Raw genomic sequence first — 22,507 nt, forward strand, 5'->3', positions numbered from 1 at the left:
TAGCATCGTTTGACGGGCTGCCTGCGTCTGAATGGCGCAGCCAGCCCAGTGAAGCGGCAAACCTGCGTGCCGGGAATGACATCGAGACAACACATGACGACTGACGACAAGAAGAGCAAGGTCAAGCTACGCTCCGCCGAGTGGTTCGGCACCCAGGACAAGAACGGTTTCATGTACCGCTCCTGGATGAAGAACCAGGGCATCCCCGACCATGAATTCCAGGGCAAGCCCATCATCGGCATCTGCAACACCTGGAGCGAGCTGACCCCCTGCAACGCCCACTTCCGCAAGCTGGCCGAGCACGTCAAGCGCGGCATCCTGGAGGCGGGCGGCTTCCCGGTCGAGTTCCCGGTGTTCTCCAACGGCGAGAGCAATCTGCGCCCGACCGCCATGCTGACGCGCAACCTCGCCAGCATGGACGTCGAAGAAAGCATCCGCGGCAACCCGATGGACGCCGTCGTGCTGCTGGTGGGCTGCGACAAGACCACGCCCGCCCTGCTGATGGGCGCGGCCAGCGTCGACGTGCCGGCCATCGTCGTCACCGGCGGCCCCATGCTCAACGGCAAGCTCAAGGGCAAGAACATCGGCTCGGGCACGGCCGTGTGGCAGTTGCACGAGCAGGTCAAGGCCGGTGAACTCAGCATGCACGACTTCATGGCTGCCGAGGCCGGTCACTCGCGTTCGGCCGGCACCTGCAACACCATGGGCACGGCCTCGACGATGGCCTGCATGGCCGAGGCGCTGGGCACGTCCCTGCCGCACAACGCCGCGATTCCCGCCGTCGATGCCCGCCGCTATGTACTGGCCCATCTGTCGGGCATGCGCATCGTCGAGATGGTGTGGGAGCAGCTGACGCTGTCCAAGGTGCTGACGAAAGAGGCGTTCGAGAACGCCATCCGCGTCAACGCCGCCATCGGCGGCTCGACCAACGCCGTCATCCACCTGAAAGCCATCGCCGGGCGCATCGGCGTGGACCTGGAGCTGGAAGACTGGACCCGCGTCGGCCGCGGCACGCCCACTGTCGTGGACCTGCTGCCTTCGGGCCGCTTCCTGATGGAAGAGTTCTATTACGCTGGCGGCCTGCCCGCCGTCATCCGCCGCCTGGGCGAGGGCGGCCTGCTGCCGAACAAGGACGCGTTGACCGTCAACGGCAAGAGCCTGTGGACCAACTGCGTCGACGCGCCCATCTACGACGACGAAGTCATCCGCCAGCTCGACAACCCGCTGATCGCCGATGGTGGCATCTGCATCCTGCGCGGCAACCTGGCGCCGCGCGGTGCCGTGCTCAAGCCCTCGGCCGCCACGCCCGAGCTGATGAAGCACCGCGGCCGTGCCGTCGTGTTCGAGAACTTCGAGGACTACAAGGCGCGCATCGTCGATCCCGACTTGGACGTCGACGCCAGTTCCATCCTCGTCATGAAGAACTGCGGCCCCAAGGGCTACCCCGGCATGGCCGAGGTTGGCAACATGGGTCTGCCGCCCAAGCTGCTGGCCGCCGGCGTGAAGGACATGGTGCGCATCTCCGACGCGCGCATGAGCGGCACCGCCTACGGCACCGTCGTGCTGCACGTCGCGCCCGAAGCGCGCGCCGGTGGGCCGCTGGCCGTCGTCAAGGAAGGCGATTTCATCGAGCTGGACTGCGCTGGCGGCCGCCTGCACCTGGACGTGCCCGAGGCCGAACTGGCCGAGCGCCTGGCTGCTTGGGCCGCGGCACAAACCGTCGACCCCCAGGACGCCAGTGGCTACCGCAGCCTCTATGTGCAGCACGTGCTGCAGGCCGACGAAGGCTGCGACTTCGACTTCCTGCTCGGCAAGCGCGGCTCGGCCGTGCCGCGCCATTCCCATTAAGGACTCCTCATGAGCAACACCCTCCAAGGCCTGGCGCTGATCGGCGGCCAGCCGGTGCGCGGCGCGGGCAAGCCCTTCCAGGCTTTCGACCCCAGCAAGAACGAAGCCATCGGCCCTGACTTCAACGCCGTCGATGCCGCGCAGGTGTCCGAAGCCTGCGCGCTCGCCGGCGCCGCCTTCGACGCCTACCGCGCGACGACGGATCAGGAGCGTGCCGATTTCCTGGAGCAGATCGCCGCGCAGATCCTGGCGCTGGGCGACGACCTGATCGTGCGCGCCATGGCCGAGACCGGCCTGCCGCGTGCCCGCCTGGAAGGCGAGCGTGGCCGCACGATGAACCAGCTCAAGCTGTTCGCCGAGCTGCTGCGCGAAGGCAGCTGGCAGGACGCCCGCATCGACACGGCGCTGCCCACCCGCACACCGCCGCGGCCGGACCTGCGCCTGCGCTTCGTCGGCGTCGGCCCGGTGGCCGTATTCGGCGCCAGCAACTTCCCGCTGGCCTTCTCGGTCGCCGGTGGCGACACCGCCGCGGCCCTGGCCGCCGGCTGCCCGGTCGTCGTCAAGGCGCACTCGGCCCACCCGGGCACGTCCGAGCTGGTCGGCCGCGCGGTCGTCGAGGCGGTCAAGCTGTCCAACCTGCCCGCCGGCGTCTTCGCGCTGCTGACCGGCAGCGGCCACGGCATCGGCGACACGCTGGTGCGCCACCCGGCTATCCAGGCTGTCGGCTTCACCGGCTCGCGCAGCGGTGGCATCGCGCTGATGGCCGCGGCGGCTTCGCGGCCCCAGCCCATCCCGGTCTACGCCGAGATGAGCAGCATCAACCCCGTCGTCCTGCTGCCTGGCGCGCTAGCCGCGCGCGGCGCCGAGATCGCGACCGGCTTTGCGGGTTCGCTGACGATGGGCGTCGGCCAGTTCTGCACCAACCCTGGCCTGGTGCTGGGCCTGGCCAGCGCGGACTTCGACCGCTTCGCCAGCGCCGCTGCCGAGGCCCTCAAGCCCATGCCGGCCGCCACCATGCTGACTCCCGGCATCGCCGGCGCCTACCAGCGCGGCGAGGACCAGCTTGCCGGCCAGCCTGCCGTGGACACGTTGCTGCGCGGTGAATCGAGTGCCTGCAAGGGTGCGCCCAGCCTGTTCAAGACGACCGGCGCGGCCTTCCTGGCCAACCACGCGATGCAGTCCGAGATCTTCGGCCCCGCCTCGCTGCTGGTGGCCTGCTCGGACCTGGACGAACTGCTCGCCGTCATCGAGAGCCTGGAAGGCCAGCTGACCGCGACGCTGCAGCTGCAGGACGACGACGAGGCCGACCTCGCCGCCGCCCGCCGCCTGCTGCCGGCGCTGGAGCGCAAGGTCGGCCGCATCCTGGCCAATGGCTACCCGACGGGCGTCGAGGTGTCGACGGCCATGGTCCATGGCGGCCCCTTCCCGGCGACCAGCGACGGCCGCAGCAGCTCGGTCGGCACGGCCGCCATCCAGCGCTTCCTGCGCCCGGTCTGCTACCAGAACATGCCGCGCGCGCTGCTGCCGCCGGTGCTGCGCGAACCGAACGAGCGTGGCCTCTGGCGCCGCCGCGACGGCGCGCTGACGCGCAACTGAAGATCAACACAAGACAAACGACAGGAGACAAGACGATGAAGAAGCAACTGCTCGCCAAGGTGGTCGCGCTGGGGGCGACCCTGGCCCTGGGCGCCAGCGCCCTGGCCGCCGACATCAAGCTGGTGGTCAGCCCCGACCAGCCCGGCCCCGTCATCCACCGCAACATCTACGGTCAGTTCGCCGAGCACCTGGGCACCGGCATTTACGAGGGCATGTGGGTCGGTCCCGACTCCAAGATCCCCAATGTGCGCGGCTGGCGCAAGGACGTCGTCGCGGCGCTCAAGGAGCTCAAGGTGCCGCTGGTGCGCTGGCCCGGCGGCTGCTTCGCCGACGAATACCACTGGCGCGAAGGCATCGGCCCGCGCAAGCAACGCCCGGTCAAGGTCAACAGCAACTGGGGCGGTGTGCCCGAGGACAACGCGGTTGGCACGCACGAGTTCTTCGACCTGGTCGAGCAGATCGGCGCCGAGGCCTACGTCAACGGCAACCTGGGCACCGGCAGCGCGCAGGAAATGTCCGAATGGCTGGAGTACATGACGGCCGAGGGCAAGTCCTCACTGGCCGAGCTGCGCCGCAAGAACGGCCGCGACAAGCCCTTCCGCGTGCATTACTTCGCCGTCGGCAACGAGACCTGGGGCTGCGGCGGCAACATGCGCCCCGAGTACTACGCCGACCAGTTCCGCCAGGTCGCCTCCTTCCTGAGGGCGCCCGGCCACAACCGGCCCATCATCATCGCCAGCGGCGGCAACGGCATGCAGACCGAGTGGACCGACGTGCTCAGCAAGGGCGTGCCGGGCGTCAACGCGATCTCCCACCACGCCTACACCCTGCCCACCGGCAACTGGGAAAAGAAGGGCGCGGCCATCGGCTTCCCCGAGAGCGAATGGATCTCGACGCTGGGCAACGTCCAGCAGATCGAGCAGATGATCGCCAAGAACTCGGCCGTCCTCGACAAGAACGACCCCAGCAAGAAGATCGGCTTCTACTTCGACGAGTGGGGCAGCTGGTATGACGCGGACCCCGGCACCAACCCCGGCTTCCTGGTCCAGCGCAACACGCTGCGCGACGCGCTGCTCGCGGCCCTGCACTTCAACGTCTTCCACGCCCATGCCGACCGCGTGCAGATGACCAATATCGCGCAGATGGTCAACGTGCTGCAGGCCATGATCCAGACGACCAAGGACAAGCTGGTCCTGACGCCGACCTACCACGCCTTCGCGCTGTACACGCCCTTCCAGGACGCGACCTCGCTGCCCGCCAAGATCGAGAACAACCCGGTCTACAAGGTCGGCGCGGCCGAGATGCCGGGCCTGAGCGTGACGGCCGCGCGGGCCAAGGACGGCAAGCTCTACGTCGGCCTGGTCAACGCCAACCCCAACCAGCCCGCCGAGCTGAGCGTGCAGGTCGGCGCCGGTGCAGCCAAGGCCGCGCGCGGCAAGCTGCTGACCGCCGCCGCGATGGATGCGCAAAACGAACTGGGCAAGGCGCCGCTGGTCACGCCGCAGGCCTATGAGGCGCAGGCCGTCGGCGGCAAGCTCACGCTGAAGCTGCCTGCCAAGTCCGTCCTGGTCGTCGCCATCGAAGGCTGAGCCATGAGCGCCCCCAAGCGACGCGAGTTCCTCGCGGGCGCAGCCGTGCTCACCTTGACGGCCTGCGGCGGGGGCGGCGGCGACTCGCCGGCGCCTTCGCCTGCACCGACGCCGGCACCCGCTCCGCCTCCCGCACCTGCACCCGCGCCCGCGCCGGCCCCAGCGCCTGCGCCTTCGCAGGCACCGGTGAGCTTCGCCAACGTCGCCGTGCATGACCCCTCGGTCATCCGCACCGACGGCACCTTCTACGTCTTCGGCTCCCATCTCGCCGCGGCCAAGACGACGGACCTGATGAACTGGACCAAAGTGGCCGATGGCGTCAACGACGCCAACGCGCTGTTCGGCAACAAGGTCACGACGGCCCTGGCGGATACCTTCGCCTGGGCCCAGGTCACCGACCTGTGGGCGCCCGACGTCGCAAGGCTCGACGACGGCAAGTTCTACATGTATTACTGCGCCTGCAAGGGCGACTCTCCGCGTTCGGCGCTGGGCGTGGCCGTGGCCGACAAGGTGGACGGCCCCTACGTCAACAAGCAGATCCTGCTGAAATCGGGCATGTGGGGGCTGCCCAGCGAGGACGGCACGGTCTATGACGCGACCGTCCACCCCAACGTCGTCGACCCCCAGGTGTTCAAGGACGCAACGGGCAAGCTGTGGATGATCTACGGCTCCTACTCGGGCGGCCTGTTCATCCTGCAGCTGAACGCGACGACCGGCCTGCCGCTGCCGGGCCAGGGCTACGGCAGGCACCTGATGGGCGGCAACCATGCGCGCATTGAAGGGGCCTACGTTCTCTACAGCCCGCAGAGCCAGTACTACTACCTGTTCACGTCCTTCGGCGGCCTGGATGCGGCCGGCGGCTACAACGTCCGCGTGACGCGGTCCCTGCAACCCGATGGGCCCTACGTGGATGGTGCCGGCACCGACATGGCCACCGTCAAGGGTGCGGCCGGCACGGTCTTTGACGACGCCAGCATCACGCCGCACGGCATGAAGCTGATGGGCGGCCACCAGTTCGCCAACGCGGCCGGCGAGACCGGCACGGCGCTGGGCTATGTCTCGCCGGGCCACAACTCGGCCTACCACGACGCGGCCACCGGTCAGTACTTCATCATCTTTCACACGCGCTTCCCTGGCACCGGCGAGGTCCACGAGGTGCGGGTGCACGAGATGCATCTGAACGAGGACGGCTGGCTCGTCGTCGCGCCGCTGCGCTACGCGCCGCTGAGCCTGGCCACGCCGGCGCAGACGGCCGACGTCAGCGCCGCGCAGGCGGCCGGCAACTACAAGCTCGTCAACCATGGCAAGGACATCACGGCAGTGAGCAAGACTTCGATCAACGTCACGCTGAACGCCGATGGCACGCTCGGCGGCGGCATGACAGGCAACTGGATGCACAAGGGCAGCAACAAACTGAGTGTGGTGAGCGGCGGAGCGACCTATGCCGGCGTACTGTCCCGGCAATGGAACACCAACTCCAGCGCATTCGTCGTGACCTTCAGCGCGCTGTCCTCCGGCGGCGTGTCGCTGTGGGCGGTTCGCACAGGGAGCTCGCAATGAAACGCCTTCTCGCCATCTTCGCCCTCGCGCTGTGTGCCCACGGCGCGCATGCGGCGACGCAAGCCTTTGCGCTGGATCGTGTACGTCTACAGGACGGGCCGTTCCTCGACGCGCAGAGCACCGACCTGCGCTACCTGATGGCGCTCGACCCCGAGCGCCTGCTGGCGCCCTTCCGCCGCGAGGCCGGCCTGCCGGTGCCTACGCCCAGCTACGGCAATTGGGAGTCCCACGGCCTGGACGGTCACATGGGCGGCCACTATGTTTCAGCGCTGGCGCTGATGTGGGCCTCCACCGGCGACGCTGAGGTCAAGAAGCGACTGGACTACTTCATCGCCGAACTCAAGCGCTGCCAGGACAAGCTCGGCAACGGCTACATCGGCGGCGTTCCCGACGGCGCCAAGGCTTGGGGCCAGGTGGCCGCGGGCGAGCTCAAGGTCGAAAGCTTCGGACTCAACGGGCGCTGGGTGCCCTGGTACAACCTCCACAAGACGTTCGCCGGCCTGCGCGACGCCTGGGTGCACGCCGGCAATGCCGACGCCAAGGCCATGCTCGTGCGCCTGAGCGACTGGGCGCTGCGCCTGACCACGCCGCTGAGCGACGCGCAGATGCAGGACATGTTGCGCGCCGAGCACGGCGGCATGAACGAGGTGCTGGCCGACGTGGCCGAGATGACCGGCGACCTGCGCTACCTGGCGCTGGCGCGGCGCTTCTCGCACCGGGCCATCCTGCAGCCGCTCGCGGCCGGCCAGGACAAGCTCACCGGCCTGCATGCCAACACGCAGATCCCCAAGGTCATCGGCTTTGCGCGCATCGCGCAGCAGGCTGGCGAGGACGAGGGCTGGCGCGCGGCGGAGTTCTTCTGGCGCACCGTCGTCGAAAAGCGCAGCGTGGCGATCGGCGGCAACAGCGTCAAGGAGCACTTCCATCCGGCCGACGACTTCAAGCCGATGCTCGACGCGGTGGAAGGCCCCGAGACCTGCAACAGCTACAACATGCTCAAGCTGACCGCGCTGCTGGCGCAGGCCCGGCCGAAGCAGGGCGCGGGAACGGGCAAGTACGCCGACTACTACGAGCGCACGCTCTACAACCACATCCTCGCGTCCCAGCACCCGGGCGATGGCGGCTTGGTCTACTTCACGCCGATGCGGCCGCAGCACTACCGCGTCTACTCCAAGGTGGACGACAGCATGTGGTGCTGCGTGGGCTCCGGCATCGAGAGCCACGCGCGTCACGGCGAGTTCATCTACGCGCATGAGGGCGACGACGCACTGGTCGTCAACCTCTTCGTCGCCTCCAAGCTGGACTGGCGCGAGCGCGGCATCAAGCTCACGCAGTCCACCCGGTTCCCCGACGAGTCGCGCACGCGGCTGACGGTGGACGGCGCCGGCAGCTTCGCGCTCAAGGTTCGCTACCCCGGTTGGGTCGCGCCCGGCGCGCTGAGGGTCAAGCTGAACGGCAACCCCGTCAAGGTGACGGCCAAGCCCGGCGACTATGTCGAACTGCGCCGCGACTGGAAGGCCGGCGACCGGGTCGACATCGAGCTGCCCATGCGCACGACGCTGGAGCCCATGCCCGGCCTGAAGAACTACGTCGCCGTGCTGCACGGCCCCATCGTGCTGGCCGCCAAGACGCCGCAGCCGGGCGAGACGCTGAACTTCATGGCCGACAGCGCGCGTGGGGACCAAGTCCCGGCCGGCGCCGTTTGCCCGCAGGACAGCGCGCCGGTGTTCGTCAGCGACAAGGCCGACTTCATCCGCCGCTTCAAGCCCGTGCCCGGCCAGCCGCTCACCTTTACCGCGCCCGACCTCATCCAGGGTGGCAAGGACGCGGACAAGCTGCAGCTCATCCCCTTCTTCCGCCTGCACGACTCGCGTTACATGGTCTATTGGGCGCGGTCCACGCCGGCCCAGCAGAGCCTGATGCGTGCCGAGCTGGCCAAGGCCGAGGAAGAGCGCCTGGCGCTGGACGCGCAGACCATCGACCAGGTCGCCCCGGGCGAGCAGCAGCCCGAGTCCGACCACAGCTTCCAGGGCGAGGGCGCCGAAACCGGCATCGCGCCGGCCGGCCGCTGGCGGCATGCGAAGCAGTGGTTCGGCTACACGCTGAACGACCCGCAGGCACAGGGCCGGCTGCTGCGCCTGATGCTGGCCAGCGGCGATGCGGGCCGGCGCTTTGACGTGGTCGTCAACGGCCGTGTCGTCGCCGAGCTGGCGCTGGCCTCCGAAGCCCAGCCGCTGTATGCCCGCGAAGTGCCACTGCCGCCCGATCTCGTCGCTGCCGCAGGCGGCAAGCTGGAGGTGCGCTTCGTCGCCAAGCCGGGTTCCATCGCCGGCGGCCTCTATGGCCTGAGGCTGTTGCGTTGACTGATGGCACCGGCGCAATGTTGTGGCTCATGAACAAGCGCCTGGCCTTCCGTTCCTGTCACCACGTTCGCGGTGTTGATGCCGCGGACCTCACACAAAAGCGCCCGAAAGCGCAGCTTCACTAACAGACCATCCCACCCATGACCTCGAACATTCCATCGCACAGCTCCGCCATGCCAATCGTGCAACGCCGCTTCCGCTCCCGTGTGCTGTCGCTGGTTGCCCTGATCGCCCCGCTGGCGATGGCGCAGACCACCGTCCGGATCGACCTCGCCAAGCCTGGCCTGCCGGTCAGCCCGACCCTGTACGGCTTGATGACCGAGGAGATCAACTTTTCCTACGATGGCGGCCTGTATGCGGAATTGGTGCGTAACCGCGCCTTCAAGAATCACGGCTACACGCCGGAGCACTGGTCGCTGGTGCAGGACGCCGGCGGCAGCGCCGCGATGGCGCTCGACGAGCGTTACCCGGTCGCCGGCACCGCCCTGACGACCAGTCTGCGGATCGACGCCGAGAACGCTTCGCCGGGTCACCGTGTCGGTATCGCCAATGCTGGCTACTGGGGCATCCCGGTCACGCCGAACACCAGCTACCGCGCCAGCTTCTACGCCAAAACGTCCGGCGCCAGTGGCGTGCCGCTGACCATCAGCATTGAAGGCGTCGACGGCAAGACCGTCTACGCCCAGGCCGAAGGCGGCCGCATCGACGGTCAATGGAAGCGCTACAGCGTCACCCTCGCCACCGGTGCGAACGTCAAGCCGACCGCCGACGCGCGCCTGGTGCTTGCCACCGAAAGCCCGGGCAAGGTGTGGTTCAACCTGGTGTCGCTGTTCCCGCCGACCCACAAGGACCGGCCGAACGGCCACCGGCCCGACCTGATGCAAAAGATGATCGACATGAAGCCGGGCTTCCTGCGCTTCCCCGGCGGGAACTACGTCGAAGGCGGCAGCGTGACGAACCGCTTCAAGTGGAAGGAAACGCTGGGCCCGATCGACCAGCGTCCCGGCAATCCCGGCACCTGGGGCTACCGCTCTACCGACGGCATGGGGCTGCTCGAATTTCTGCTGTGGTGCGAGGACATGAAGGCCGAGCCGGTGCTGGCGGTGTTCGCCGGCTACGCGCTCAACGGCGAGTCCGTCCCGGTCGGCAAGGAACTGCAGCCCTTCGTCCAGGACGCGCTCGACGAGATCGAATATGTGACCGGCGACGTGAGCACGAAGTGGGGCGCGAAGCGCGCCAAGGATGGCCATCCGGCGCCGTTCAAGCTGCGCTATGTCGAGATCGGCAACGAGGATGGCTTCGAGAAGAACAAGACCTACGACGGCCGCTACACCCAGTTCCACGACGCCATCAGGAAGAAGTACCCGAAGATCAAGCTGATCGCCACGGTCAACGGCAAGGACTGGTTGGGCCAGCAACAGAAGTTGTCCAGCCGGGTGCCCGACCTGGTCGACGAGCATTACTACTACAACCCGATGGAGATGATGAACGACGCCGCGCGCTACGACAGCTATGCGCGCAGCGGGCCGAAGGTCTTTATCGGCGAATGGGCCGGGCAGGAAGGCTCGCCGACCACCAACCTGCACGCCGCACTGGCCGATGCCGCCTTCATGGCCGGCATGGAGCGCAATGCCGACATTGTCGAGATGTCCTGCTACGCGCCGCTGTTTGTGAACGTGAACCCGGGCGGCATGCAGTGGCAGTACAACCTGATCGGCTACAACGCGCAGTCCAGCTTCGGTTCGCCGTCGTACTACGCGCAAAAGATGTTCAGCAACTATTTGGGCAATGTTTCGCTGCCGGTGCACGCCGAGAAGGTCAGCATGCAAACCTGGCAGCAAGAGGCCAAGAAGGAGACGCCGCAGGACGTGCCGCCGGCCAAGCAGGTGCCGACGATGTTCTTCTCGGCGACCAAGTCGGACCAGCGCGGCGAGATCTACCTGAAGGTCGTCAACGCGATCGGCAACGCGCAGACGGTGCAGGTCGACCTGGCCGGCGCCGTCAAGGTGGCGGCCGAAGGGGAGGCAATCGTACTGAGCTCGACGCACAAGGAAGACACCAACACCATCGCCGAGCCGACCAAGGTGGTGCCGGTGACGAGCAAGGCGAGCGGGCTCGGCAAGCAGTTCAGCTACAGCTTCGCGCCGTATTCAGTGACGGTGCTGGTGCTGTCGACCAAATAGGCCGCTAGTACCACTTGGACGCGCTGTGTCGGTTCCTTTGTTTACCTGGGCATTCCGACACAGACGCGGCGACCGCGCCAGGCCGCTCGGCCAGAGATGAGAGACTGGCCCATACCGAAATCGACATGGCTTGACGGAGAAATGTCATTGGTCGCGCATCACTGGCCTTCCTACCATCGGCTGTCACAAGACCCCAGATGGAGACAACCATGAGAATTCTGCGTCGCAGCCTGCTGGCCGCCGCTTTGCTGACCCCTGCGTTCAGCGCCCTCGCCGCCCCGCTCGTCATGGGCTTCTCCCAGGTGGGCGCCGAAAGCGAATGGCGCACCGCCAACTCCGCTTCCATCAAGGCCGCGGCCAAGGACGCCGGCATCACGCTGAAGTTTGCCGACGCGCAGCAGAAGCAGGAGAACCAGGTCAAGGCCATCCGCAGCTACATCGCCCAGAAGGTCGACGTCATCGCCTTCTCGCCGGTCGTCGAATCCGGCTGGGACACGGTGCTCAAGGAAGCCAAGACGGCCGGCATCCCCGTCATCCTGACCGACCGCGCCGTCAAGGTGGCCGATCCGTCGCTCTACGTCACCTTCATCGGCTCCGACTTCGTCGAAGAAGGCCGCAAGGCGGCCAAGTGGCTGCTCGAGCGCGCTGCCAAGACGCCTGGTGCTTCGCTGAACATCGTCGAGCTGCAGGGCACCGTGGGCTCGGCGCCCGCGATCGACCGCAAGAAGGGCTTCGAGGAGGTCATCAAGACCAACCCCAAGCTGCAGATCATCCGCTCCCAGTCCGGTGAGTTCACGCGCGCCAAGGGCAAGGAAGTGATGGAGTCCTTCCTGAAGCAGCGCGACAAGAAGATCGACGTGCTGTACGCGCACAACGACGACATGGCCATCGGCGCGATCCAGGCGATCGAGGAAGCCGGCCTGAAGCCTGGCGTCGACATCGTCATCATCTCCATCGACGGCGTGCGTGGCGCCTTCGAGGCGATGAAGGCCGGCAAGCTCAACGTCACCGTCGAATGCAACCCGCTGCTGGGCCCCCAGCTGATGCAGCTGGCCAAGGATGTGGTCGCCAAGAAGCCGGTCGAGAAGCGCATCACCGTGACCGAGGGCGTGTTCCCGGCGGAAGTGGCGGCCAAGGAATTGCCGAACCGGAAGTACTGAGTGAGAACCGAGGACAGGACCAGCGTCCTGTCCGACGCCTCACGAAGGACTCGGCGCCTGCAAGCGCCGAGGCTTGAGAACGCGAAACCATGACTCTCCATAGAACCGCCGAGCCCGTGCTGGAGCTCTCCGGCATCCACAAAGGCTTCCCCGGCGTCAAGGCGCTCAGCGACGTCAGCCTGCGCCTGTTCCCCGGGGAGGTTCATGCGCTGATGGGCCAGAACGGCGCCGGCAAGTCCACCCTCATCAAGGTGCTGACCGGCCTCTACACGCCCGAAGCCGGCACCATCAAACTCGGCGGCGAGACCATCGCCCCGCGCCGCACCGAAGAAGCCCAAGCCCTCGGCATCCAGACCGTCTACCAGGAGGTCAACCTCTGCACCAACCTCAGCGTCGCAGAGAACATCTGCGCCGGGCGCTTCCCGCGCCGCTGGGGTCGCATCGACTGGTCTGCGGTGAACGCCGAAGCCAAACGAGTGCTCGCCCAGATGGACCTCGACATCGACGTGACCACGCCGCTGTCGCGCTACTCGCTGTCCGTCCAGCAAATGGTGGCCATCGCCCGCGCGCTGCGCGTGCAGGCCCGCGTGCTCATCCTCGACGAGCCCACCTCCAGCCTCGACGACGCGGCCGTGCAGCGCCTCTTCACCGTGCTGCGCCGCCTGCGCGAGCAGGGCCTGGCCATCCTCTTCGTCACCCACTTCCTCGACCAGACCTATGCGCTGGCCGACCGCATCACGGTCATGCGCAATGGCGAGACCGAGGGCGAGTACCTGGCGAGCGACCTCAGCCGTCTGGCCCTCGTCAACAAGATGGTGGGCGCGCCGCCCGACCAGCAACCCACCCGCCTGGACAGCCGCGCCCCGAACACCGGCGCCGCGGTGTTGAAGGCGCAAGGGCTGACCCGGCGCGGCGCGCTGCACCCGCTCGACCTGGAGCTCAAGCGCGGCGAGGTGCTGGGCCTGGCCGGCCTGCTGGGCTCCGGCCGCACCGAGGCCGCGCGCCTGCTGTTCGGCGCCGACGCCGCCGATGCGGGTCATGTGGAAACCGAAGGCCGTACGGGCCGCTGGCACTCGCCGCGCGAGGCCATCGCTGCCGGCATCGCCTTCTGCTCCGAGGACCGCAAGCACGAAGGCGCCATCCTCGACCTCTCGGTGCGCGAGAACATCCTGCTCGCGCTGCAGGCCCGGCACGGCCTGGGCCTCGTCATGAGCCGTGAAGCGCAGCAGGCCCTGGCCGACGACTACATCAAGCGCCTGGGCATCAAGACGCCGAGCGCCGACACGCCCATCGGGCAACTCAGCGGCGGCAACCAGCAGAAGGCCCTGCTGGCGCGCTGGCTGGCCACGAATCCGGCCGTGCTCATCCTCGACGAGCCCACCCGAGGCATCGACGTGCGCGCCAAGGAAGACCTGATGGATGCCGTGCGCGCCCTGGCCCACAAGGAAGACGGCAGTGGCATGTCCATCCTCTTCATCTCGTCTGAGTTGCCCGAGGTCCTGCATTGCAGCGACCGCGTCCTCGTGATGCGCGACCGCCGCGCCGCCGGCGAATACCGCCGCGGCGAGCTGGACGAACGCAGCGTGCTTGAAGTCATCGCCGCGGAGCCTGTCTCGGCTGCGGCCTGAGCGTGTCCAACATGAATCACCCCACCGTCCCCGCGCTGCGCGCCGCCCTGGCCACCCTGACCCTGCTCTGCCTGGCGGCACTCACACCGGCCGCGCTCGCGCAGTCGCCGACCGGTCTTGACGCCCAGGGCCAGGCACAGCGCCAGCCACTGACGCCCGACGCACGCGGCTTTGCATGGACGCCGCTGGCCGCAGGCGCCCAGGTGCAGCTCGGCGCGCTGACCCGCAACATCTTGTTCTACGGGCCAGGCCTCGTCCGCGTGACGGCTCACCTGGGCCAGAGCCATGCCACCCAGCCCAGCCTGGTGGTCGTGGCCGCGCCGCAGGCCGTGCCGCTGGACGTGAAGGAGTCTGCCGACGCGTTGGTGCTGACCAGCGCGGCCGTGCGTGTGGAGATCGACAAGCGCAGCGGAGCCCTCGCCTTCTACCGGCCTGATGGCAGCCTGTTCACCCGCGAGCAGGCGCCCGCCGCGCTCAAGGCCATCGAGATATCCGGCGCGCCGACCTACGCGATGACCCAGGCCTTCAGCCTCACGGCCGACGAGTCGCTCTACGGCCTGGGCCAGTACAACGAGTCCTACATGGACTACCGCGGCCGTGACGTGCTGATGGTGCAGACCAACATCGGCACCGTCCTGCCCTTCATGATCTCGACGCGGCGTTGGGGCGTGCTGTGGGACGTCTATTCCAAGATGCGCTTCACCGACGACGCGCAGGGCGCCCGCTTCTGGGCCGAGAGCGCGCCGGCCGGCGCCGACTACTACCTCGTCGCCGGCACGACGATGGACGACCTGATGGCGGGCTACCGCCAGCTCACCGGCGCGGCGCCCATGTTCCCGAAGAGCGCCCTGGGCCTGTTCATGAGCAAGGAGCGCTACAAGACGCAGCAGCAGTTGCTCGACGTCGCGAAGCGCTTCCGTGCCGACCACTTCCCGCTCGACACCATCGTGCAGGACTGGCAGTACTGGGGCGGTGACAAGGACGGCACCTGGAGCGGCATGACCTGGAACGCCGAGCGCTTCCCCGACCCGCGCGGCATGGTCGACACGCTGCACCGCGAACTGAACACCAAGCTGATGGTGTCCATCTGGCCCTCGATCGGTGACGACACGGCACTTGCCAAGGAGCTCGACGCCAAGGGCCTGCGCTTCGCGCCCAAGCACTGGATCTCGGGCAAGGCGCAGGTCTACGACGCCTTCAGCGCCGAAGGCCGCGCCATCTATTTCAAGCACACCAAGAAGGGCCTGTTCGACATCGGCGTGGACGCGCTGTGGATGGACGGCACCGAGGTCGAGGTGGGCGGCGCCGCGCATGACCCCGGCGAGGTCGAGGCCGACATCAAGCGCCTCGGCCGCAATGCCATGGGCGACTTCACGCGCTACCTCAACGTCTACAGCCTGGTCACGACGCGCGGCGTCTATGAAGGCCAGCGCGCCAGCAGCAACAAGCGCGCGATGACGCTGACCCGCTCCGCCTGGGCCGGCCAGCAGCGCTACGCCGCGCTCCCCTGGTCGGGCGACACGACGTCCAGCTGGGCCACGCTGCGCGCGCAGATCGCCGGCGGCCTGAACGTCGGCATGGCCGGCACGCCTTACTGGTCGCAAGACACCGGCGGCTTCTTCGTGCCCTACCCGGGCGGCGAGCGCAGCCCGGCCTGGCGCGAGCTGTACGCACGCTGGAACCAGTTCGGCATCTTCAACCCCATCTACCGCATCCACGGCACGGACGTCGAGCGCGAGCCCTATCTGTACAAGACGCTGGACCCGGCCGTCTACCGTTCGCTGTTGAGCGCCGCCCAGCTGCGCTACCGGCTGCTGCCCTATCTCTACGGCCTGGCCTGGCGCGCCCACGACGAGGGCTACGTGATGATGCGCGGGCTGGCGATGGACTTCCCCGACGAGACCGCGCTGCGCAAGGTGGATGACACCTATATGTTCGGCCCCGCCTTCCTCGTGCAGCCCGTCACCCGGTCCACGCTCTATGCCGAGGTGCCGCCGGCTGCCACCATTCCCGCCAGCGCGCTGCGTACGCCTTCCGGCGAGCCGGGGCTGGCGCTGGAGTACTTCGCCGGCATGAATTTCGAGAAGCCGGCCAGCCGCACCGTAGACGGCCCGGTCGCCCACGACTGGCCGCCCGCGCCGCTCGGCAGCGTGCCGCCCGGCCTGCAGAGCCTGAACCAGTTCTCGGCGCGCTGGCAGGGCACGCTCGTCGTGCCCGAATCGGGTGAGTACGAGATCGGCGTCGAGGGCGACGACGGCTTCCGCCTGTGGCTGGACGACAAGCTCCTGGTCGACGACTGGAAGAACGGCGCCGCGCGCTTCGAGGGCAAGCGCGTCATGCTGAACGCCGGCCAGGCCGTCAAGCTGCGTATCGAGTTCTACCAGGACGGCGGCGGGCGCAAGCTGCGCCTGGCCTGGCGCACGCCCGGCCAGCTGCTGGCGCTGGCCGACGAGCAACGCCACATCGACAAGCGCCAGGCCACGTTGCTGCCGGCTGGCGCCGCGTGGTTCGACTTCTGGAGCGGCCGCCGCCACGCCGGCGGCGAGACCGTGTCCCGCGAGTACCCGCTGGACCAGTTCCCGCTGTTCGTGCGCGCCGGCAGCATCGTGCCGATGGGCCCGGTCATCGAGCATGTCGGTCAGCGGCCCGATGCGCCCTATGAGATCCGCATCTATCCCGGCGCCGACGCGCAGTTCACTCTCTACGAGGACGACGGCGAGACCTACCGCTACGAGACCGGCGAACGTGCGACCGTCACGCTGCGCTGGGACGACGCCCGGCGCACCTTGCAAGTCGGCGCCCGCGAGGGCCGCTTCCCCGGCCTCGTCCAGCAGCGCCGCTTCAACGTGACACTGGTCGATACCAGCGGCCCCAGCACGAAACCGCAGTCCGTCCTCTACCGTGGCGAAGCGACGGCGCTGCAATTCACGACCCCATGAGTTCTCCCACGCTTGCCATGTCTTCTCCGCCCGCGCGCGCCGCCCTCTGGCGCCATCCCCTGCTCCGGCCGGTTGCCGCGCTCGCGCTGCTGCTGGCCGTCGCGGCCCTCTTCGTGCCGGGCTTCCTGCACCTGGAGATCAAGGACGGGCACCTCTACGGCAGCCTGATCGACATCCTGCATCGCGCCGCTCCCCTGATGCTCGCGGCTTTGGGCATGACCCTGGTGATCGCCACGCGCGGCATCGACGTGTCGGTCGGTGCCGTCGTCGCGATCGCCGGCACGGTGGCCTGTGTGCTGGTCGGCTCGCACGGCCTGGCCGTCGCCTTCGCCGCGGCGCTGGGCACTGCGCTGCTGTGCGGGCTGTGGAACGGGCTGCTCGTGTCGGCCCTGGGCCTGCAGCCGATCATCGCCACGCTGATCCTGATGGTCGCCGGCCGGGGCCTGGCACAGCTGCTGACCGACGGCCAGATCATCACCGTCTACGAGCCCGCGAGCTTCTTCTGGCTGGGCGGCGGCTATCTGCTCGGCCTGCCGGTGTCGCTGTTCGTCGTCGCGACGGTGGGCGGCCTCACGGCGCTGCTGATGAAGCGCACGGCCCTGGGCCTGTTCATCCAGACCGTCGGCATCAACCCCGTCGCCGCGCGTCTGGCCGGCGTGCGCACCGCGGCCATCGTCTTCTTCGTCTACGTCTATTGCAGCCTCGGCGCGGGTCTGGCTGGGTTGATGATCTCGTCCAACATCAAGAGCGCCGACGCCAACAACGCCGGCCTGCTGCTGGAGCTGGACGCCATCCTCGCCGTCACGCTGGGCGGCGGGCAGCTCAGCGGCGGCAAATTCAGCCTCGCCGGCAGCCTGATCGGTGCGCTGATCATCCAGACGCTCACGTCCACCATCTACGCGATGGGCGTGCCGCCGCAGGTCACCATGGTCGTCAAGGCCGTCGTCGTGTTCGCCGTCTGCATCTCGCAGTCGTCCGCCTGGTCGACCTGGAAGAAAGCATGAAAGCCTTGCGCGCGGCCATGGCCGCCCCTTCGTTCACCACCTGGGTCAGCGTCGTGCTGATGGCCCTGCTCTTCATTGCCGGCGCCGCCAACTACACAGGCTTCGCGTCCTCGCAGGTCGTGCTCAACCTGCTCATCGACAACGCCTTCCTGCTCGTCATCGCGGTCGGCATGAGCTTCGTCATCCTGTCCGGCGGCATCGACCTGTCGGTCGGCTCGGTGCTGGCACTGACCACCATGGTGGCTGCCTGGCTGCTGCAGGTGGCGCACTTGCCGGCGGAGCTGGTCATCGTCGTCGTTCTGGTGGGCGGCGCGGCCTTCGGCGCGTTGCAAGGCGTGGTCATCCACGTCTTCAGGCTGCAGCCCTTCATCGTCACGCTGGCCGGCATGTTCCTGGCGCGCGGCCTGTGCTTCCTGATCAGCGTGGACAGCATCACCATCGATGCGCCGCTGTTCGTGACGCTGTCGCAGACGCAGATATCGCTCTTTGGTGGCGCCTTCCTGTCTCCCGGTGCCGTGATCGCCCTGGCGATGCTGGGCCTGGGCCTGTGGGTGGCGCACTGCACCGCCTTCGGCCGCACCGTCTACGCTTTGGGCGGCAGCGAGGCCTCGGCGCTGATGATGGGCCTGCCCGTCGGCCGCACCAAGGTCGCCGTCTACGCGCTGAGCGGCTTCTGCGCCTCGCTGGCCGGCCTGCTGTTCGCGTTCTACATGCTGAGCGGCTACGGCCAGCATGCCCAGGGCGTGGAGCTGGACGCGATCGCAGCCGTCGTCATCGGCGGCACCGTGCTGACGGGCGGGTATGGCTATGTAGCCGGCGCGTTGTCAGGCGTGCTGGTGCTCGGCCTGATCCAGACGCTGATCGCATTCGACGGCACACTCAGCTCTTGGTGGACCAAGATCGTCATCGGCGCCCTGCTCTTCGTCTTCTGCGCCGTGCAGCGCCTGCTGTCCCTGAAGAAGGTTGCTGCCTGATGCTCAAGAGGCGGTCTCTCGATCGCGCTGTGGCCTTGACGTGCGCCAGGCTCAAGGCCAACGGGCCATGAAGCTGCGCCCATTCGTCGCCTGGCTGCAAACCATGAAAGTCCCGCGCCGCGCGCTGCTGTTCTGGCTGGCGTTTTGCGGTGCAGCGATGGCCGACCCCGCACCGCTGGGCGAGCGCGGCCGGCTGATCTTCAGCGATGACTTCAAGCAGGCGCTGGACCCGGCCACCTGGGTCGCGGAGATCGAGGCAAAGCCCGGTTCGACGGTTCGCACCGAGAACGGCCACCTCGTCCTCGACACAGCCGGTGGCGTGACCGTCTGGCTGAACCGGCGCCTGAGCGGCAACCTCCTCATCGAGTACCGCCGCCGCATCGTCCTGCAGGGCGGCGCCAACGACAGGCTCAGCGACCTCAACCAGTTCTGGATGGCGACCGGTGCCGGTGGCGGCTCCCCGCTGGGCCGCAATGGCGCGTTCGAGTCCTATGACGCCTTGAGCCTGTACTACTTCGGCATCGGCGGCAACGGCAACACCAGCACGCGGCTGCGCAAGTACGGCGAGGGCCAGCGCGTGTTGTTGCAGGAGCGGCTGGACGCCGAACACCTGCTCAAACCCAACCACGACTACCTCGTCCAGACCCTCGTCAAGGACGGTCGCTCAGCGGTCTACGTCGACGGCCAGCTGTTCTTCGAGCACCGCGACGAGAGCCCGCTGCGCGAAGGCTGGTTCGGCCTGCGCAGCACCTGGTCACGCCAGCAGGTCGGTGCGCTGCGCATCTACGCGCTGGACTGAGTTAGCCTGCGCAGCGATGCGCTACCTGATCTTCGATTTCAGCGATGGCGACGACGGCATCGCCACGCTGGAGGCCATGGCCTCGACGCGAGCCGAGGAGCACAGCCGCGTGCTGGCCGAGGCTCAGCAGGTGCTGGACTGGGCGCACAGCCACTTCCCTGGTCGCCACGGCCCGGTCGAGGACGGCCAGGCCTGGGACCACGAGTTGCTCGTGCAGCAGGAGGAGGGCGGTTGGCTGACCGTCACACTGACGCTGAGCGCGGCGGCGGAATTCCTCGAGGCATTCCTGGCGGTCTACGGCGAAGCCGAAGACTGAGCGCCTCAGCCCTTGATTCAACCCTTGAGCGTCTGCTCCAGCACGTGCAGCTGCTGGTTCAGCTCGGTGTTCTTCTGGCGCTCGGCGCCGATCTTGCGCACCGCGTGCAGCACGGTCGTGTGGTCCCGTCCGCCGAAGAGTTCGCCGATCTCGGGCAGGCTCTTCTGCGTCATCTCCTTGGCCAGGTACATCGCAATCTGGCGCGGCCGGGCGATGCTGGCCGGGCGCTTCTTGGAGTACATGTCGGCGATCTTGATCTTGTAGAAGTCGGCCACCGTCTTCTGGATGTTCTCGACACCGATCTGGCGGTTCTGGATGGACAGCAGGTCCTTCAGCGCCTCGCGGGCCAAGGTGATGCTGATCTCCTTGTGCGAGAACTTGGCATAGGCCAGCACCTTGCGCAGCGCGCCTTCGAGCTCGCGCACATTGGCGCGCACGTTCTTGGCGACGAAGAAGGCGACGTCCTCGGGCATGGGCGTGCCCTCGGCCTCGGCCTTCTTGATCAGGATGGCGACGCGCATCTCCAGCTCGGGCGGCTCGATGGCCACCGTCAGGCCGGCGTCGAAGCGACTGGTGAGGCGCTCGTCGATGTCCACCAGCCCCTTGGGGTAGGTGTCCGACGTCATGATGATGTGCGCCTTCTTGGCCAGCAGCGCCTCGAAGGCGTTGAAGAACTCCTCCTGCGTGCGGTCCTTGCCGGCGAAGAACTGCACGTCATCGATCAGCAGCAGGTCCAGCGAGTGGTACTTGGCCTTGAGCTCGTCGAAGGTCTTGCGCTGGTAGTTCTTGACGACGTCGGAGATGAACTGCTCGGCGTGCAGATAGAGCACGCGGGCGTCCGGGCGGTCCTTCAGCAGCGCGTTGCCCACGGCGTGGATCAGGTGGGTCTTGCCCAGGCCGACGCCGCCGTAGATGAACAGGGGGTTGTAGGTCACGCCCGGCGCGCCGGCGACGTGAAGTGCGGCCGTGCGCGCCATCTGGTTGGCGCGGCCGGGCACCAGCGTGTCGAAGGTCAGCTGCGGATTGATGCGGTGCTTGGCCGAGGCGGGCGCCTGCGAGGGCAGCATGATGGTGCTGGCCGGGGGCGCGCTGACGGGCCGCAGCGCGGCGCTCGGTTCGGCCGCAAACGCCGACGGCTGCTGAGGTGCCTGAGCGGCGCCCGACATCGAGCTGGGCACGGTGATGGGCACACTCGACGCATCGCGCGCAACCAGGGACAGCTCCAGCCGCGTCGGGCGGCCGGCCAATTCGGTCAGGATGGCTTCGATGCGGGCCGCGTACTGACGACGGATCCAGTCGCGCTTGAAGTGGTTGGGCACCTTCAGCGTCGCCACGAGGGCGCTGTCGGCAGCTTCGCCAGACACCGTGGCGGGTGGCAGCGGACGGATCCAGGTGTTGAACTGCTGTTCAGGCAGCTCAGTGGCCAGGCGCTCGCAGCCCCGCCGCCAAAGCTCTGACGCCCAATCCGGCGAATTCATGCCCTCTAAGCCCGTCATCACGCCCGTCTTCAAAGCCTGCACCCCATCCACCGTATGTTCTTCTTCGCTCATTGTGGAAAACTTCTTTTCGAGCTGCTGGATTGTACGGACCCGAGGCCACCGAAGGACGGGTTATCCACAGAATTTGGAAGGGGGTCAATCCCTGGCAAACCCGGCTTGAGACTGGCGACTTATTGACCGGGTCGGCGGCTTCTGCTGTAATGCCGGGTTTTCGCGCATTGCCGGCCGGTTGCGACTGGTTCGCCATGCGCTTTTCTTGCCGGATACGAACCGGCCATTCTTGCCGGGTGTCAAAACCGGCCTTCTTGCCGGGTGCCAACCGCTGTGCCCGGCCTGCACAAACCCTCCAAAGAGGTTTCCCATGAAGCGTACCTACCAAGCCTCCAAGACCCGCCGCGCCCGTACCCACGGTTTCCTGGTGCGCATGAAGACCCGCGGTGGCCGTGCCGTCATCGCCGCACGCCGCGCCAAGGGCCGCAAGCGCCTGGCCGTCTAAGCCGCGCGACGACGCCACCCGTGCGTCGTCAGCCTGTCGGGCACCCGATGATCGGCAAGCTGCAGCGCCCGGTGGACTTTGAGCGTGTGCTCGGCAGACAAAGCCGGGCCCGCAGCGCGCATTTCGCGCTGCACCATCTCTCGGCCAACCCGGCGCCCAGCGCTTGGCGTGCCGCCAAGTTGCGCACAGCCTCAGTCGAGTTATCAACAGGCGAATCACAGCCTGTTCACAACCCTGTGGAACAGAACCCGCCCACTGCGCCTGAAGGCTGCTGGGTGGGCATCGTCGTTCCCAAGCGGCATGCCAAGCGCTCCGTGACACGCCAGCTCTTGAAGCGCCAGATCCGCGCCGCATTTGCTGCAGCGACCGGCATGCCGCCGGGTTTGTGGGTTGTCCGCTTGCGCGCTCCGTTTGACCGCCAGAAGTTCCCCAGCGCCGCTTCCGACGCGCTGCGCCAAGCTGCCCGAGCCGAGCTGGCTCAGCTTCTGGATAAAGCCATGGCGTCCAAGCCGGGCACGAAGACGTGAAGCCGAGCTGGCCCGCCCGCGCTTTG

16 protein-coding genes are annotated in these 22,507 nt (G+C 67.7%); 15 read left to right on the top strand and 1 reads right to left on the bottom strand.

The annotated features are described in order from the left end of the window. The first annotated feature begins 93 nt into the window (after window positions 1–93). The 13 genes from ASC91_RS01020 (at window position 94) to ASC91_RS01080 (ending at window position 19,959) form a co-directional block, all read left to right on the top strand. Window positions 94–1,848, top strand: coding sequence for an IlvD/Edd family dehydratase (locus ASC91_RS01020; RefSeq protein WP_056191223.1), 1,755 nt, complete (start codon window positions 94–96; stop codon window positions 1,846–1,848). Between the two features lie 9 nt (window positions 1,849–1,857). Then, the gene (locus tag ASC91_RS01025) at window positions 1,858–3,444 is read left to right on the top strand and encodes an aldehyde dehydrogenase (NADP(+)) (RefSeq protein ID WP_056191224.1); all 1,587 of its coding nucleotides are present in this window, start codon (window positions 1,858–1,860) and stop codon (window positions 3,442–3,444) included. A gap of 35 nt (window positions 3,445–3,479) precedes the next feature. Beyond that, complete coding sequence (locus ASC91_RS01030) at window positions 3,480–5,033, top strand: alpha-N-arabinofuranosidase (protein WP_056191226.1); 1,554 nt, start codon at window positions 3,480–3,482, stop codon at window positions 5,031–5,033. 3 nt (window positions 5,034–5,036) lie between these two features. Continuing rightward, on the top strand, window positions 5,037–6,593 hold the full coding sequence (locus ASC91_RS01035) for a glycoside hydrolase family 43 protein (RefSeq protein WP_082532317.1): 1,557 nt from the start codon (window positions 5,037–5,039) through the stop codon (window positions 6,591–6,593). Next, entirely contained in the window at window positions 6,590–8,956 is a 2,367-nt protein-coding gene (locus ASC91_RS01040) for a glycoside hydrolase family 127 protein (RefSeq protein WP_056191230.1), read from the top strand. The genes ASC91_RS01035 and ASC91_RS01040 overlap by 4 nt, the downstream gene beginning before the upstream one ends. Window positions 8,957–9,129: 173 nt before the next feature. Continuing rightward, the gene (locus ASC91_RS01045; protein ID WP_056191231.1) at window positions 9,130–11,139 is read left to right on the top strand and encodes an alpha-L-arabinofuranosidase C-terminal domain-containing protein; all 2,010 of its coding nucleotides are present in this window, start codon (window positions 9,130–9,132) and stop codon (window positions 11,137–11,139) included. A 209-nt stretch (window positions 11,140–11,348) separates the two neighbouring features. Then, window positions 11,349–12,299, top strand: a complete 951-nt coding sequence (locus tag ASC91_RS01050) for an ABC transporter substrate-binding protein (RefSeq protein ID WP_056192505.1) — start codon at window positions 11,349–11,351, stop codon at window positions 12,297–12,299. A gap of 89 nt (window positions 12,300–12,388) precedes the next feature. Then, a complete protein-coding gene (locus ASC91_RS01055; protein ID WP_056191234.1) occupies window positions 12,389–13,927 on the top strand; it encodes a sugar ABC transporter ATP-binding protein in 1,539 nt (512 codons plus the stop codon). An 11-nt stretch (window positions 13,928–13,938) separates the two neighbouring features. Continuing rightward, window positions 13,939–16,866, top strand: a complete 2,928-nt coding sequence (locus tag ASC91_RS01060) for a TIM-barrel domain-containing protein (protein WP_082532407.1) — start codon at window positions 13,939–13,941, stop codon at window positions 16,864–16,866. 17 nt (window positions 16,867–16,883) lie between these two features. Continuing rightward, window positions 16,884–17,870 carry an ABC transporter permease gene (locus tag ASC91_RS01065; RefSeq protein ID WP_235531769.1) on the top strand — a complete coding sequence of 329 codons (987 nt, stop codon included), beginning with the start codon at window positions 16,884–16,886 and terminating at the stop codon, window positions 17,868–17,870. Next, window positions 17,867–18,844 carry a galactofuranose ABC transporter, permease protein YjfF gene (gene yjfF, locus ASC91_RS01070; RefSeq protein ID WP_056191239.1) on the top strand — a complete coding sequence of 326 codons (978 nt, stop codon included), beginning with the start codon at window positions 17,867–17,869 and terminating at the stop codon, window positions 18,842–18,844. Before ASC91_RS01065 ends, yjfF begins: the two co-directional genes overlap by 4 nt. 67 nt (window positions 18,845–18,911) lie before the next feature. After that, a complete protein-coding gene (locus ASC91_RS01075; protein ID WP_056191241.1) occupies window positions 18,912–19,643 on the top strand; it encodes a DUF6250 domain-containing protein in 732 nt (243 codons plus the stop codon). A 16-nt stretch (window positions 19,644–19,659) separates the two neighbouring features. Then, window positions 19,660–19,959: a hypothetical protein gene (locus ASC91_RS01080; RefSeq protein WP_056191243.1), complete on the top strand. Its 300-nt coding sequence runs from the start codon at window positions 19,660–19,662 to the stop codon at window positions 19,957–19,959. A 17-nt stretch (window positions 19,960–19,976) separates the two neighbouring features. Here the strand turns inward: ASC91_RS01080 and dnaA are convergent, their stop codons facing one another. Then, entirely contained in the window at window positions 19,977–21,437 is a 1,461-nt protein-coding gene (gene dnaA / locus ASC91_RS01085) for a chromosomal replication initiator protein DnaA (RefSeq protein ID WP_056192510.1), read from the bottom strand. A 382-nt stretch (window positions 21,438–21,819) separates the two neighbouring features. Here dnaA and rpmH point away from each other — a divergent pair, with 382 nt between their 5' ends. Together rpmH and ASC91_RS01095 are read left to right on the top strand one after the other, a co-directional pair. Then, a complete protein-coding gene (gene rpmH / locus ASC91_RS01090) occupies window positions 21,820–21,954 on the top strand; it encodes a 50S ribosomal protein L34 (RefSeq protein WP_054021782.1) in 135 nt (44 codons plus the stop codon). 47 nt (window positions 21,955–22,001) lie between these two features. Next, complete coding sequence (locus ASC91_RS01095; protein WP_056191245.1) at window positions 22,002–22,481, top strand: ribonuclease P protein component; 480 nt, start codon at window positions 22,002–22,004, stop codon at window positions 22,479–22,481. Window positions 22,482–22,507 lie beyond the last annotated feature (26 nt).

Origin of the sequence: Pelomonas sp. Root1237 (assembly GCF_001425055.1) — a bacterium.
Taxonomy (GTDB): Bacteria; Pseudomonadota; Gammaproteobacteria; order Burkholderiales; family Burkholderiaceae_C; genus Pelomonas.